Source organism: Pseudomonas sp. BIGb0164 (assembly GCF_024810135.1).
In the GTDB taxonomy this organism is placed as follows: Bacteria; Pseudomonadota; Gammaproteobacteria; order Pseudomonadales; family Pseudomonadaceae; genus Aquipseudomonas.
The window spans coordinates 301,581-313,801 of the sequence record NZ_JANUEA010000007.1; the positions used below are offsets into that span (position 1 = coordinate 301,581).

14 protein-coding genes are annotated in these 12,221 nt (G+C 61.5%); 7 read left to right on the forward strand and 7 right to left on the reverse strand.

The window, feature by feature from the left end; genetic code table 11:
* Nucleotides 1-17: 17 nt before the first annotated feature.
* Entirely contained in the window at nucleotides 18-533 is a 516-nt protein-coding gene (locus M2394_RS20130) for an ankyrin repeat domain-containing protein (protein WP_259174037.1), read from the reverse strand.
* A gap of 110 nt (nucleotides 534-643) precedes the next feature.
* Entirely contained in the window at nucleotides 644-2,470 is a 1,827-nt protein-coding gene (locus tag M2394_RS20135; protein WP_259174042.1) for a long-chain-acyl-CoA synthetase, read from the reverse strand.
* Nucleotides 2,471-2,876: 406 nt separating this feature from the next.
* Here M2394_RS20135 and M2394_RS20140 point away from each other — a divergent pair, with 406 nt between their 5' ends.
* Nucleotides 2,877-3,155, forward strand: a complete 279-nt coding sequence (locus tag M2394_RS20140) for a DUF3509 domain-containing protein (RefSeq protein WP_016970113.1) — start codon at nucleotides 2,877-2,879, stop codon at nucleotides 3,153-3,155.
* A gap of 56 nt (nucleotides 3,156-3,211) precedes the next feature.
* Here the strand turns inward: M2394_RS20140 and M2394_RS20145 are convergent, their stop codons facing one another.
* The 4 genes from M2394_RS20145 to aroC all read right to left on the reverse strand — a co-directional run bounded on the left by M2394_RS20145 (nucleotide 3,212) and on the right by aroC (nucleotide 6,552).
* Complete coding sequence (locus M2394_RS20145) at nucleotides 3,212-3,481, reverse strand: response regulator transcription factor (protein ID WP_178921372.1); 270 nt, start codon at nucleotides 3,479-3,481, stop codon at nucleotides 3,212-3,214.
* A 209-nt stretch (nucleotides 3,482-3,690) separates the two neighbouring features.
* On the reverse strand, nucleotides 3,691-4,221 hold the full coding sequence (locus tag M2394_RS20150; protein WP_259174045.1) for an acireductone dioxygenase: 531 nt from the start codon (nucleotides 4,219-4,221) through the stop codon (nucleotides 3,691-3,693).
* Complete coding sequence (locus M2394_RS20155) at nucleotides 4,218-5,381, reverse strand: MFS transporter (protein WP_259174048.1); 1,164 nt, start codon at nucleotides 5,379-5,381, stop codon at nucleotides 4,218-4,220. The genes M2394_RS20150 and M2394_RS20155 overlap by 4 nt, the downstream gene beginning before the upstream one ends.
* A gap of 79 nt (nucleotides 5,382-5,460) precedes the next feature.
* Nucleotides 5,461-6,552 carry a chorismate synthase gene (aroC, locus tag M2394_RS20160; RefSeq protein ID WP_016976377.1) on the reverse strand — a complete coding sequence of 364 codons (1,092 nt, stop codon included), beginning with the start codon at nucleotides 6,550-6,552 and terminating at the stop codon, nucleotides 5,461-5,463.
* A 143-nt stretch (nucleotides 6,553-6,695) separates the two neighbouring features.
* On the opposite strand from aroC, the gene M2394_RS20165 reads away from it, so the two are divergent.
* Nucleotides 6,696-7,658: an alpha/beta hydrolase gene (locus M2394_RS20165; RefSeq protein ID WP_178921366.1), complete on the forward strand. Its 963-nt coding sequence runs from the start codon at nucleotides 6,696-6,698 to the stop codon at nucleotides 7,656-7,658.
* 99 nt (nucleotides 7,659-7,757) lie between these two features.
* Entirely contained in the window at nucleotides 7,758-8,564 is an 807-nt protein-coding gene (locus M2394_RS20170) for a hypothetical protein (RefSeq protein ID WP_176998079.1), read from the forward strand.
* Between the two features lie 123 nt (nucleotides 8,565-8,687).
* Here M2394_RS20170 and prmB read toward each other — a convergent pair whose 3' ends face one another.
* Nucleotides 8,688-9,596, reverse strand: coding sequence for a 50S ribosomal protein L3 N(5)-glutamine methyltransferase (prmB, locus tag M2394_RS20175; RefSeq protein WP_259174066.1), 909 nt, complete (start codon nucleotides 9,594-9,596; stop codon nucleotides 8,688-8,690).
* Between the two features lie 239 nt (nucleotides 9,597-9,835).
* Here prmB and M2394_RS20180 point away from each other — a divergent pair, with 239 nt between their 5' ends.
* The 4 genes from M2394_RS20180 to folE all read left to right on the forward strand — a co-directional run bounded on the left by M2394_RS20180 (nucleotide 9,836) and on the right by folE (nucleotide 12,145).
* Entirely contained in the window at nucleotides 9,836-10,426 is a 591-nt protein-coding gene (locus tag M2394_RS20180) for a cysteine hydrolase family protein (RefSeq protein ID WP_259174067.1), read from the forward strand.
* Nucleotides 10,427-10,567: 141 nt separating this feature from the next.
* Nucleotides 10,568-10,888 carry a hypothetical protein gene (locus M2394_RS20185; RefSeq protein WP_178921360.1) on the forward strand — a complete coding sequence of 107 codons (321 nt, stop codon included), beginning with the start codon at nucleotides 10,568-10,570 and terminating at the stop codon, nucleotides 10,886-10,888.
* A gap of 75 nt (nucleotides 10,889-10,963) precedes the next feature.
* Complete coding sequence (locus tag M2394_RS20190; protein WP_259174068.1) at nucleotides 10,964-11,521, forward strand: Smr/MutS family protein; 558 nt, start codon at nucleotides 10,964-10,966, stop codon at nucleotides 11,519-11,521.
* A 78-nt stretch (nucleotides 11,522-11,599) separates the two neighbouring features.
* Nucleotides 11,600-12,145 (forward strand): GTP cyclohydrolase I FolE, encoded by a 546-nt coding sequence (gene folE / locus M2394_RS20195; RefSeq protein WP_003204506.1) that lies wholly within the window; start codon nucleotides 11,600-11,602, stop codon nucleotides 12,143-12,145.
* Nucleotides 12,146-12,221 lie beyond the last annotated feature (76 nt).

A 12,221-nucleotide genomic window follows, 5' to 3' on the forward strand; every position in this document is an offset into this window, starting at 1 on the left:
TTTCGAGGGCGCGTAGCCTACACCAGTTTCTGCAGCTGCGCCGCCGTATCCACCGCGCCCATGGTTTGCGCCGCTGCCAACGCGGTGGCGCCCTGGGCATCAGCGGCCTTGGGGTTGGCGCCCTGACCGAGCAGGTACTCGACCATTTCGACACGGTTGAACATCGCCGCCATCATCAACGCCGTACGCCCGTCGGAAGAGGCCGCATCCACCGGCGCTCCGCCTTCAATCAGCGCCTTGACCACCGCCAGGTTGCCCTTGAACGCCGCACCGGCCATGGGCAATTGGTTCTTGTCGTTGGCGATCTGTGGGTCGGCCTTGAATTCCAGCAGCACTTTCACCGCGTCGGCGTGGCCGTGATAGGCCGCGAGCATCAGCAACGTGTCGCCATTGTGGTTACGGAAGTTGGCGGGCAAGCCCTTGGCCAGCAACGCTGCGAGCATGGCTGCGTCGCCGCGGCGGGCCACGTCGAAGACCTGTTCGGCAAATTCGGCGGCTTCGTCTTCGGTCATTTGTTTGGCGTGGTCTGACATGTGGGGCTCCTTGTCTGGTGCTTTATAGGCGCCCAGTGTCGCGAGGGAGTTCCCACCTGTCATGGCTTTTTTGTCAAAAGCGGCCATAGGCAGAATCAATAACGCCGCCTTTAATAACGAAAGTGCCCACCCTGAATCTGCGCCAACAGTTGACCGGTCACCGGCACGTAGCAGTCCGAACCCGGCAGCCACGCATAGACCGGGTCATTGCCCGCCTTCTCCGGGTCAAAGGCCTCCTCCTTGAGCTTGACCTTCTGGTACTTGAACGTGCCGGTGGTTTCCATCTTCACCTTGATCCGCAGGAACAGCGGCACCGCATAGTGGGGCAACTGGCCGTGGGCGAACCGCAACAATTCACGCATGTCCAGTGAGGCCAGGGACTCGCTCGGCGTGATGGCGACCATCCCGGCACGGCCGTTGGTGTTTTCGATCTCCACGCCATAGGCCACCACTTCGGCGATCTGCGGGTGTTGCAGCAACACGTTCTCGACTTCGGTTGTGGACACGTTCTCCCCCTTCCAACGATAGGTGTCCCCCAGGCGGTCGACGAATTGCGCGTGACCAAAGCCGATGCTGCGCACCAGGTCGCCGGTATTGAAGTAGCGGTCGCCCTTTTCGAACACGTCGGTGAGGATCACCTTGCGGTTCTTTTCCGGGTCGGTGTAGCCGTCATAGGGTGACTTTTCATCGATCCTGGCCAGCAACAGGCCCTGCCCGCCTTTTTTCACTTTCAGCATGAAACCATCGCTGCCACGCACCGGCTCTCCCGTGTCGTGGGCGTAGTCCACCAGCGCCCAGTGCTGCAGGCAAAAGCCGACGGTGTTGTCGAAATTCAAGATATTGGTGAAGCCGATATTGCCGTCGCTGGCGGCATACAACTCGCAGATATGCGCCACGCCATGACGCGCCTTGAACTGCGCCCACACCCCCGGTCGCAGGCCGTTGCCGACCATCTTGGTCACGCTGTGATCACGGTCTTTTTCGCTGGCAGGCTGGTCGAGCAGGTAGCGGCACAACTCACCGACATAACCGAGGGTGGTGGCCTTGAACCTGCGGGCATCATCCCAGAACTGGCTAGCGCTGAACTTGCGCCGGATGGCGAACCCCGAGGCGCCGACAATCGCCGAGCCCCAGCAAACACACAGGCCGGTGGCGTGGTACAGCGGCAGGGTGCAATAAAGGACATCCTCCGGCCCCATGTCCAGGGCAATGCTGCCGAAGCTGACGGCGGTCTTGGTCCAGCGGCCATGCTTCATGATGCCGGCCTTGGGCAACCCCGTGGTGCCGGAGGTGTAGATATAGAAGCAGGGGTCGTTGAAGAAGATTTGCGCGGTGCTCGGCGGGTTGTCCGCCGGGGACTCGGCGCTGGCGGTGATCAGGTCGACGTAGCCGTCGGGCACTGCGCTGGCCTGCTGGTCGGCGACAAACCAGGTGTGCTCGGCGGGAATCTGCACCTGATGACACACCGCTTCATAGGACGCCACCAGTTCCGCCCCCACCACAATCGCTGCCGGGCTCACCAGGTTCAGGCTGTGCACCAGCGCGGCCTGGGTCTGCGCCGTATTGAGCATGGCGCAGATACCGCCCAGCTTGGCCACGGCCAGCACGCTGAGCAGCAATTCGGGGCGATTCTCGATGAACAACGCCACCACATCCCCCTTGCGGATGCCCTGGTCATGCAGGTAGTGGGCAATGCGGTTGGCGCGACCGTTAGCCTCACGGTAGGTAAGGCAGGTATCGGCATACAGCAGCGCGACGCCATCGGGGTTGCGCAATGTGGCCTGCTCAAAATGCCAGCCCAGGCCGCAGGGCTGCGCGGGGTCGGTGACATTGGCCGCGCGCATGCCGCGCACCACCCGAGGCAGGGCCCGGACAATGGTGGGCACCTTACGCAGCATCATGCCCCAGGTGATCATGTCGTTTGGCGGTTGGCTCATGGGGAACGTCCTTTTTCTTATTCTTCGTAGGATCCTGAAACAGCGACGCTTCTGTAGGCAGGAGGTCGAATGTCTTGCAGGAAAATACGCCAGCCATTCTTGGACTGTACATGCGGGATTTGAAAAGTTTTGTATCCCGAACCCCTGCGTTCAGTTAAATGGAATTACCCCCGCAGGCAGCAGTCGATAGAAGGGCAGGACGCCGAGACGTCACGGAAAAAACCCGGCCCGGATAGCGCAAAATGCAGGATGCACGATGGCCATTCATGCAAATTGCACGAAAACGAAAATCGCATATTTTTATAAGTAATTGATTTATAAGGTTTTTTATAGAGAGCCAATACTGGCACAATCACTGCACCTATCACTCCATGCTTGCCAACTTGAGCCAACGGAGCTGATAGACATGAGCCTGATCCAAGATAAATTCGCTTCTGTATTCTCCCAATACGACGTCACCACCCAACCGCGCCCGGACGGCGGCATCCTGTTGACCCTGCGCAACAGCGAAGGCAAACAGGTCAAGCGCTCGATCTCGTACCAACAGCTGCACACCGCCGATCAACTGACCTGGGTGATCAGCGCCATTCGCCGCGACCTGGCCGAGCAAGCCAGCGAGCTGCCACAGATTTCGATGCTGCAAAGCCAGAACCGCTTTGCCCTGCCGACTTACCATTCGGCCTAAGCACCGGCACAAAAAGGGCCGCGACGCCGTTGAGCGTCGCGGCCCTTTTTTCGCCCTCAATACAGCCCCAGGCGGGCCGCTTCGTTCATTGCCTGCACACGATTGGTGACCTGCAGCTTGCCGTAGATATTACGCAGGTGAAACTTCACGGTGGCTTCGGAGACCGCGCGAATCTGGCTGATTTCCCAGACGGTTTTCCCTTCTGCCGCCCAGCGCAAGATCTCAAGCTCTCTAACCGTAAGGGTTTTGCCCGACTGGCTCAGGCGCCTTCTTGTCGCGATCGGCGCAGTAACCGGCTTACGGCATGAATCCTCGGGGCCGCTCATGACTCTCTCCTTCTTATTATCGGATGCCCCCGCCCATCTTCGGATTCCTCCGATTGACAGACGTTATAAACATAGGGGCAGGAGAGAGTTACATAATGAAAGGAATGAAAGCATAGGGTGCCGAATAAACAGCTGGGTCTCACAGATTGTTAGGCCGCTTCCCACACCAACTTCCAACTGGCCGGGGTTGATCATTCTTACGTTTGCGCCTAGTCATCCAACCCTGGAAAGCCCGAGGCCAGGGTGTCGCCGGTGAACATCGGTACCCAGCCTTGGGCTGTATCGAACATGCGCAGTGCCACGAAGTGCGGGTTTTCACCCATGTCGAACCAGTGCGGCAAGCCGGCCGGAATCAGCAGCAAATCATTCTTTTCGCAGCGCACGGCGTAGACATAGTCACCCACATGCAGGCAAAACAGGCCCTGGCCAGCCAGGAAAAAACGCGCATCGTCTTCGCTGTAGCGGCGTTCATCCAGGAACTGGGCGCGCATTTCGGCCGCTTGCGGGTGGTCGCCCGTGACACTCAGCAGCTCGACCGAGCGGTAGCCCAGGGCGTCGATCTGCGGCTGGTAGGCCGCAATCATTTCAGCCGCGCTGGCGCCCTTCTCTATCGGGCCGGGCTGCCAACGCTCGAACCGCACGCCGTGCTCGGCCAGGGTCGACACAATATCGTCGAAGTGGGTGAGCACCTTGTTCGGGGTATCAGGCGTGGCGATGTGATAAACGGCGACATAACTCATTGCACGGTTCCTCTATTCGGCTCTTGCAAGCGCAGGCCAATGATAACGGCGGCCGCCAGGGCCGCGACGCTGGCGATACTGAATGTCAGGGTCGGCCCCAGCAGGTTCCAGCTGTAGCCGGCATACAGGGCGCCCAACGCGCCACCGGTGCCGGCCAGCGCGGCATACAACGCCTGGCCCTGGCCTTGCTGGCGGTCGCCGAAGCTGCGTTGCACAAAAGCAATCGCTGCCGCATGAAAACTGCCGAACGTCGCGGCGTGCATGACTTGCGCCAGCAGCAATACCCACAGGTATTCGGCAAACGAGCCCAGCAACAACCAGCGCAGCGCGGCCAACAGAAAGCTGGCCAGCAGCACGCGGCGCACGGAGAAGCGCGTGAGAATACGGCTCATGGCCAGGAACATCAGCACTTCAGCCACCACCCCCAGCGCCCAGAGCATACCGATCACACCACGGCTGTAGCCCAGGTGTTCCAGGTGCAGGGTGAGGAAGGTGTAATACGGGCCGTGGCTCAGTTGCATCAGCGCCACGCAGGCATAGAACGCCAGCACGCCGGGGCTGAGCAGTTGTTTGAGGAAACCATCACCGGCCAGGCGATTGCCGTGGGTGGCGGGCTGTGCGTTTGGTACCCACAGGCTGGCGCCGATGATACCGGCCATGATCACCACAACCACCACCGGGTAGATGTCCAGGCTCAGCCAATCGAACAGACGGCCCATGATGACCACGGTGAGGATAAAACCGATGGAGCCCCACAGCCGCACCTGGCTGTAGCGCGAGGTCTGTTTGTGCAGGTGGGCCAGGGTGATCACTTCAAACTGCGGCAGCACCGCGTGCCAGAAGAACGCATGCAGCGCCATCACCAGCGCCAGCCAGGCGTAGGTCTTGCTGACGAAGATCAGCGAAAAACTGGCCAGGGTGCACACCGCGCCGAAACGCACGATGGCCAGGCGCCGACCGGTGTAGTCTCCGAGCCAACCCCACAGGTTGGGCGCCACGCAACGCATCAGCATGGGGATGGCCACCAGCTCGCCGATGCGCGCGCTGGAGAACCCCAGGTGATCGAAATACAGCGCCAGGAACGGTGCCGTCGCGCCCAGCAGGGCGAAGTAGAAGAGGTAGAAGCTGGAGAGGCGCCAGTAGGGGAGGGCTTGGGTCATGGTGTATTAAGGGGCTGCTTCGCAGCCCAGCGCGAGCAAGCTCGCTCGCCACAACAAGCTCGCTCATCACACAGGGCTGTCACAATTGGCCCAGCACCGGGGTACTCACGCGCACGTCGGCGTTTTGTCCGCGATTGCGCAGCAGGTGGTCCATCAGCACGATGGCCATCATCGCCTCGGCAATCGGCGTGGCACGGATGCCCACGCAGGGGTCGTGACGGCCCTTGGTGATCACGTCCACCGGGTTGCCGTGCACATCGATCGAACGGCCCGGCGTGGTGATGCTCGACGTGGCCTTGAGTGCCAGGTGCGCCACGATCGGCTGGCCGGAAGAAATGCCACCGAGGATGCCGCCCGCGTTGTTGCTGAGGAAACCTTCCGGGGTCAGCTCGTCGCGGTGCTCGGTGCCACGTTGGGACACACAGGCGAAACCGGCGCCGATTTCCACACCTTTCACGGCATTGATGCTCATCAGCGCGTGGGCCAGTTCGGCGTCCAGGCGGTCGAAGATCGGCTCGCCCAGGCCAGGCTTGACGCCTTCGGCCACCACGGTGATCTTGGCACCGACCGAGTCCTGGTCGCGGCGCAGCTGGTCCATGTAGGCCTCCAGCTCTGGCACCTTGTCCGGATCGGGGCTGAAGAAGGCGTTGTCTTCGACGCTGTCCCAGGTCTTGAACGGGATTTCGATCGGGCCCAGCTGGCTCATGTAGCCACGGATCACAATGCCCTGGGTGGCCAGGTACTTCTTGGCAATCGCACCGGCTGCTACGCGCATCGCGGTTTCGCGCGCGGAACTGCGGCCACCGCCACGGTAATCACGCTCGCCGTATTTGTGGTGGTAGGTGTAGTCGGCGTGGGCCGGGCGGAACAGGTCCTTGATGGCCGAGTAGTCCTTGGACTTCTGGTCGGTGTTGCGGATCAGCAGGCCGATGGCGCAACCGGTGGTGCGGCCTTCGAACACGCCGGAGAGGATCTCGACTTCGTCGGGCTCCTGGCGCTGGGTGGTGTGGCGGCTGGTGCCGGGCTTGCGGCGGTCGAGGTCACGCTGCAGGTCTTCCAGAGACAGCTCCAGACCCGGCGGGCAGCCGTCGACAATGGCGACCAACGCCGGGCCATGGCTTTCGCCCGCGGTGGTGACAGTGAACAGTTTGCCGAAGGTATTGCCGGACATGCAGGGCGCTCCGTGAAATCAGTTGAATCAAGTCAACCGTAATAACTTAAGGGCGCCAGTATACGCAGGCTAATCGACTAGTTCATCCTCGAAACCTTACCGGTAGACCTCTGTCCAACCGGCACCTCTCTCATAATGGCGCGATGATGCTGCGAGTTCTGCTGTTTACCCTCACCCTGTTTACCGCCGTGGCCCAGGCCGCCTCCCCCGTCGTGCTGCAACGTCCCATCAGCCTGGACACCGGCAGCGGCGAGCTGTTTGGCTCGTTGCTGCTGCCCCAGTCCGACACCCCGGTGCCGGTGGTGCTGATCATCGCCGGCTCCGGCCCCACGGACCGCAATGGCAACAGCGCCGACGGCGCACGCAATGACAGCCTCAAGCGCCTGGCCTGGGTGCTGGCCCGGCATAACATCGCCAGCGTGCGCTACGACAAGCGCGGCGTGGCCGCCAGCCTGGCCGCCACCCCGGACGAACGCAACCTGACCCTCGACGCCTATGTGGCTGACGCCGTGGCCTGGGGCAAGCTGCTCAAGGCCGACAAACGCATGGGCCCGCTGATCGTGCTGGGCCACAGTGAAGGCGCGTTGGTGGCGGCCCTTGCCGCACCGCAACTCGACCCGGCCGGGGTCATTTCCCTGTCCGGCAGCGCCCGCCCGGTCGACCAGGTGATCCGCCAGCAACTGGCCGACCATCTGCCCCCTGCCCTGCTACTGCGCAGCAATGAAATCCTCGACCACCTCAAGGCTGGCCAGGTGGATGCCGATGTGCCGGGCCCGTTGGAGGGGATTTTCCGGCCGAGCGTACAGCCTTACCTGATCAGCCTGTTCCGCGCCGATCCCTCTGCCGCCTTTGCGAAGTTGAAGATGCCGGCCCTGATCCTCCAGGGCACCAACGATATCCAGGTGGGCGTGGGCGATGCCCGGCAACTGAAAAAGGCCAAGCCCGATGCGCAGTTGGCGGTGATCGAAGGCATGAACCACGTGATGCGCATCGTGCCCAACAACGTGAAGGAACAATTGGCCTCCTACAACGACCCGCAATTACCCCTGGCCGCCGAGCTGGGTGAGCGTGTGGTGCGCTTTATCGGCGGACTTGGGCCCCGTTAAGCGACTATTTGCCTCCAGTCCTGGAGAAAGCGGCCGATAAGCCCAGTGTCGACAGTAAAAAGACTGCCGACTCGCTGGGCTTGGACAGGATCGCGCCGCATGACAACCACTGAAGCAACACCGGAACCGACCGCCGAAACCCCGGCTGAAAAAACCGAGGCCAACGACGCGGCCGCCTTGCCGTGGGCGGACGTGCAGGCCGAACATTTCAAGATGCTGCGCCTGGCGCCCCTGGCCACGGATCGCGCCACCGGCGTGCGGCCACTGCGCTTCGTGCAGTTCGGCTACGCCGAGCGCCACGATAAACGCCACAGCCTGTTGCGCATGGTGATTCAATTGCCGGGGCAACGGGTGCGCCGCGAGCAGAACCATTTGGACATCTGGGTCGACCACGACACCCATCGTGTGCATTTCGGCCCGGGCAACAGCCTGGAAATCGAACCCGCCAACCGTGGCATCGGCCGTTTCCTGGTGGCACAAGGGGCGGCGTGGGCGAAGAAGAAGTGGTCCCACTACCGCGTCGACGGTGTGGACCTGGCCAACAAGGATGCACTGAACGAAGCCACGCGCCTGCGCCGCGACCACTTCCTGCGTATCCAGGGGTTTGATGTGGCTTACGCCGATGTGCAGCACCTAAAGGGCAACGTGCAACCGGGCAAGGTCAGCGACGTACTGGACAGCTGGAACACTGAGAAGCTGCAGTTCGTGGAGATCCTCGAAGCCGCGCAGATGCTGCAGCAGGCCGAACAGAACCTGGCAGAGCAGGAAGTGAAGCTGCGCAAGGAAGAGGAAAAGGTCACCAAGTTCAAGCGTGAAGACAGCGGCTTGCGCTTTACCATCACCTGCCTGGTGGCGTTTACCGTGTTTCAGGCGGGGCTGTTGATCTGGATTGCCACGCACCGCTGACAGCGGCTGAAATGCGGTCAAACAGATGGGAGCTGGCTTGCCTGCGATAGCGGCAGTGAATTCACCATCGCTATCGCAGGCAAGCCAGCTCCCACATTGACCGCGTTCTATCTTGCGATTGGGTTAAATGCGAGCGGCGAAGACGGCCTGATGCTGGCGGCACTGCTCGGCCGTCAACATGAATACGCCGTGACCGCCGCGCTGGAAGTCCAGCCAGGCAAAGTCCACTTCCGGGTACAACGCCTCGACGTGCACCTGGCTGTTGCCCACCTCAACGATCAGCAACCCCTTCTCGGTCAGGTGGTCTGCCGCTTCGGCCAACATGCGCCGCACCAGGTTCAAGCCATCATCACCGCAGGCCAGGCCCAGTTCCGGTTCGTGCTGGTATTCGTCGGGCATATCGGCGAAATCTTCGGCATCGACATACGGCGGGTTGGACACGATCAGGTCAAAACGCTGGCCCGGCAGGCCGTCGAAGCCATCGCCCTGTACGGTGTACACGCGCTCATCGACACCATGACGTTCGATGTTCTGGTTGGCCACTTCCAGCGCTTCGAAGGACAAGTCCCCCAATACCACTTCGGCGTCCTGGAACTCATAGGCGCAGGCAATGCCGATGCAACCGGAACCGGTGCACAGGTCGAGGATGCGCGCGGGTGGCTGCCCCAGCCAAGGCTCGAAGCGGTTTTCGATCAGTTCGCCAATCGGGGAACGCGGGATCAACACGCGTTCATCGACAATAAACGACAGCCCGCAGAACCACGCCTCTTTCAGCAGGTAGGCGGTGGGCACGCGCTCATGGATACGACGATGCAGCAGACGCTGCACATGGGAGATTTCCTCTTCTTCGAGATTGCAATCCAAGTAGCTGTCAGCAATTTCCCATGGCAGGTGCAAGGCACCGAGCACCAATTGCCGGGCTTCGTCCCAGGCATTATCGCTGCCATGGCCGAAAAACAGGTCTTCCCCATGGAAACGGCTGACAGCCCAACGGATGTGGTCGCGCAAGGTGCGCAGGCGGGATGTGATCACGGGGGAGAACTCCTGGAAAAAACGACGGGCGATTCTAACAGCCTTCGCCTGTCCCTTCGATGTACGAAAATCCTTCGCCATCCGTCGGATTTCATCCATTTTGCCATCATTGCGCTAAACAACCCGCCCACTTGACATGGCTGCACGCCAACAACGGCGTACCTTACGATGGTAGCGGTTCACAGAACCGCTCAGCCAGTGGACAATGTCGCAAAAGCCCCCCTCACAGGAGCCCCAGAATGTCCGTTCCAAAGACGATGTTTCAACTCAGCGGTCGCGGTTACGCAGCAGCCAACCTGAACCATGCGACCCTCGTGATCATCGACGCCCAGAAGGAATACCTCAGCGGCCCACTCGCCCTCTCGGGCATGGATGCGGCGGTTGGCAACATCAAGCAGCTGGTCGCTGCAGCACGTAACGCCGGACGTCCCATCGTGCATGTGCGCCACCTCGGTACCGTGGGCGGCCTGTTCGACCCCCAGGGCGAGCGCGGCCAGTTCATTCCCGGCCTGGAACCCGAAGGTGACGAAACCATCATCGGCAAGCTGCTGCCCAGCGCATTCCACGGCACCGGCCTGGAAAAACACCTGCAAGACCTTGGCTCCCTGGACCTGATCGTGTGCGGTTTCATGAGCCACTCCAGTGTCAGCACCACCGTGCGTGCCGCCAAGAACCTGGGCTTTCGCTGCACCCTGGTGGAAGACGCCTGCGCCACCCGCGACCTGCCTTACAAAGGCGGCATCCTGAGCGCCGAGCACGTGCAACAGACCGAAATGGCCATCATGGCCGACAACTTCGCCACCCTGGCGTTGACCAAAGATCTGATCTGATCGACCTTCCGGTGAGCGGCGCGGCCTGTCTACGGCCCCGCTCATCCGCAAAGCCCTCTCATTTGGCGCATTTACCCCTCCCCCCGGAACAACCTGTGTATTGTCCGGTCGAAGGGCCGATACCCTGGAGGAAAGGTCGGAATGAAGATATCCGATGGTTTTGATGCTCGTCGCTTGCGCCCCAAGGGCCCGAGCAACTGGCGTCTGCGCCTGGTGGCTGGCTTTGCCGCGCTGCTGGCGATTGTAGGTTTGTTGATGGCTGGCGCGGGTGGCGCCGGGTTGTTAGGTCACTCGCCCGCCCTGGGCGAATTGAACGCCAGCCCTGGCGGTTCGGCTATCCTGTTGGCGATCGGGCTGCTGGTGCTGTGGTTGGGCATTTGGTTGTGGCGCCGTAGTCGTCGAAAAATGCGCCAGCCGTTGTCGCTCAATATCGCTTCGCACCTGATGAAAAAGCACGACTGATGGCGCTTGGATAGCGTTTCCTGCGCCCCGGCCGCCGCGATTTAGGTAAACTGCCCGCCCTTCGCGGAGGCTGACATGCAAGACGACGATTTTTCCCTGTTCAAAAACGAGCTGCGCGGCGTCAAGCCGATCAAGCACGACCGTGCCGACACCGGTAAACCCAAGGCTGACCGCGCGCAGATCGCCAAGCTGCGCCAGGCCGCGACCGTGCGCACCGATGCCACCACCGTGGACGGCCTGTCGGACCAGTTCGTGATCGACGTCGGCCCCGAAGACGAGCTGATGTGGGCCCGCGATGGCGTGCAGGAAAGCCAGATGCGCAAGCTCAAGGTCGGCCAGATCCCCTTCGAGGGCAGCCTGGACCTGCACGGCATGACCGTGGAAAAAGCCCGGGAGACCCTCTGGGCCTTCCTGGCCGAAGCCACCCGGTTCGAAATCCGCTGCGTGCGCGTCACCCACGGCAAGGCCGTGCGGCTCGATGGCAAGCGGCCAATGATCAAGAGTCACGTCAATACCTGGTTGCGCCAACACGCCCAGGTGCTCGGCTTTACCTCGTGCCAGGCCCGCCACGGCGGCGCGGGTGCCGTGTATGTGATGCTCAAGCGCACCATGATGGAAGGCCGCGACGAGTAACAACTGCCATCGTCAGGCTTGCAGCGATGTGTCCGCCACCGTAACCTTGCGCTTTGCGAAAATCCCACAGGTAGTTTCATGTCCCTGGAACAGAATTACACCGCGATCCTCGGCCAGCTCGGCGAGGACGTTTCCCGCGAGGGCCTGCTCGACACGCCAAAGCGTGCCGCCAAGGCGATGCAGTACCTCTGCCGCGGTTATGAACAGACGCTGGAAGAAGTCACCAACGGTGCCTTGTTCAGCTCCGACAACAGCGAAATGGTGCTGGTCAAGGACATCGAGTTGTACTCGCTGTGCGAACACCACCTGCTGCCGTTCATCGGCAAGGCCCACGTGGCGTATATCCCGAGCGGCAAAGTGCTGGGCCTGTCGAAGGTCGCGCGGATTGTCGACATGTACGCCCGCCGCCTGCAGATCCAGGAAAACCTCAGCCGCCAGATCGCCGATGCGGTCCAGCAGGTGACCGGTGCCCTGGGCGTTGCCGTGGTGATCGAAGCCAAGCACATGTGCATGATGATGCGTGGCGTCGAAAAACAGAATTCGTCGATGATCACCTCGGTGATGCTCGGTGAGTTCCGCGAAAACGCGGCCACCCGCAGCGAATTCCTCAGCCTGATCAAGTAATCGGCTGGGCAGGAAAAGACCGGCGTTCATCGCCGGTTTTTTTTCGCCCGCAGAATTGCTGTAAGCTGCGACCCCT

What these genes read in the sequence shown, in the direction of transcription:
- M2394_RS20165 (WP_178921366.1), top strand. Translation starts at nt 6,696, where the DNA reads ATGATGCTGCGAGTTCTGCTGTTTACCCTCACCCTGTTTACCGCCGTG.
- M2394_RS20170 (WP_176998079.1), top strand. Translation starts at nt 7,758, where the DNA reads ATGACAACCACTGAAGCAACACCGGAACCGACCGCCGAAACCCCGGCT.
- M2394_RS20180 (WP_259174067.1), top strand. Translation starts at nt 9,836, where the DNA reads ATGTCCGTTCCAAAGACGATGTTTCAACTCAGCGGTCGCGGTTACGCA.
- M2394_RS20135 (WP_259174042.1), bottom strand. Translation starts at nt 2,470, where the DNA reads ATGAGCCAACCGCCAAACGACATGATCACCTGGGGCATGATGCTGCGT.
- M2394_RS20130 (WP_259174037.1), bottom strand. Translation starts at nt 533, where the DNA reads ATGTCAGACCACGCCAAACAAATGACCGAAGACGAAGCCGCCGAATTT.
- folE (WP_003204506.1), top strand. Translation starts at nt 11,600, where the DNA reads ATGTCCCTGGAACAGAATTACACCGCGATCCTCGGCCAGCTCGGCGAG.
- aroC (WP_016976377.1), bottom strand. Translation starts at nt 6,552, where the DNA reads ATGTCCGGCAATACCTTCGGCAAACTGTTCACTGTCACCACCGCGGGC.
- M2394_RS20155 (WP_259174048.1), bottom strand. Translation starts at nt 5,381, where the DNA reads ATGACCCAAGCCCTCCCCTACTGGCGCCTCTCCAGCTTCTACCTCTTC.
- M2394_RS20185 (WP_178921360.1), top strand. Translation starts at nt 10,568, where the DNA reads ATGAAGATATCCGATGGTTTTGATGCTCGTCGCTTGCGCCCCAAGGGC.
- M2394_RS20150 (WP_259174045.1), bottom strand. Translation starts at nt 4,221, where the DNA reads ATGAGTTATGTCGCCGTTTATCACATCGCCACGCCTGATACCCCGAAC.
- M2394_RS20140 (WP_016970113.1), top strand. Translation starts at nt 2,877, where the DNA reads ATGAGCCTGATCCAAGATAAATTCGCTTCTGTATTCTCCCAATACGAC.
- M2394_RS20145 (WP_178921372.1), bottom strand. Translation starts at nt 3,481, where the DNA reads ATGAGCGGCCCCGAGGATTCATGCCGTAAGCCGGTTACTGCGCCGATC.
- M2394_RS20190 (WP_259174068.1), top strand. Translation starts at nt 10,964, where the DNA reads ATGCAAGACGACGATTTTTCCCTGTTCAAAAACGAGCTGCGCGGCGTC.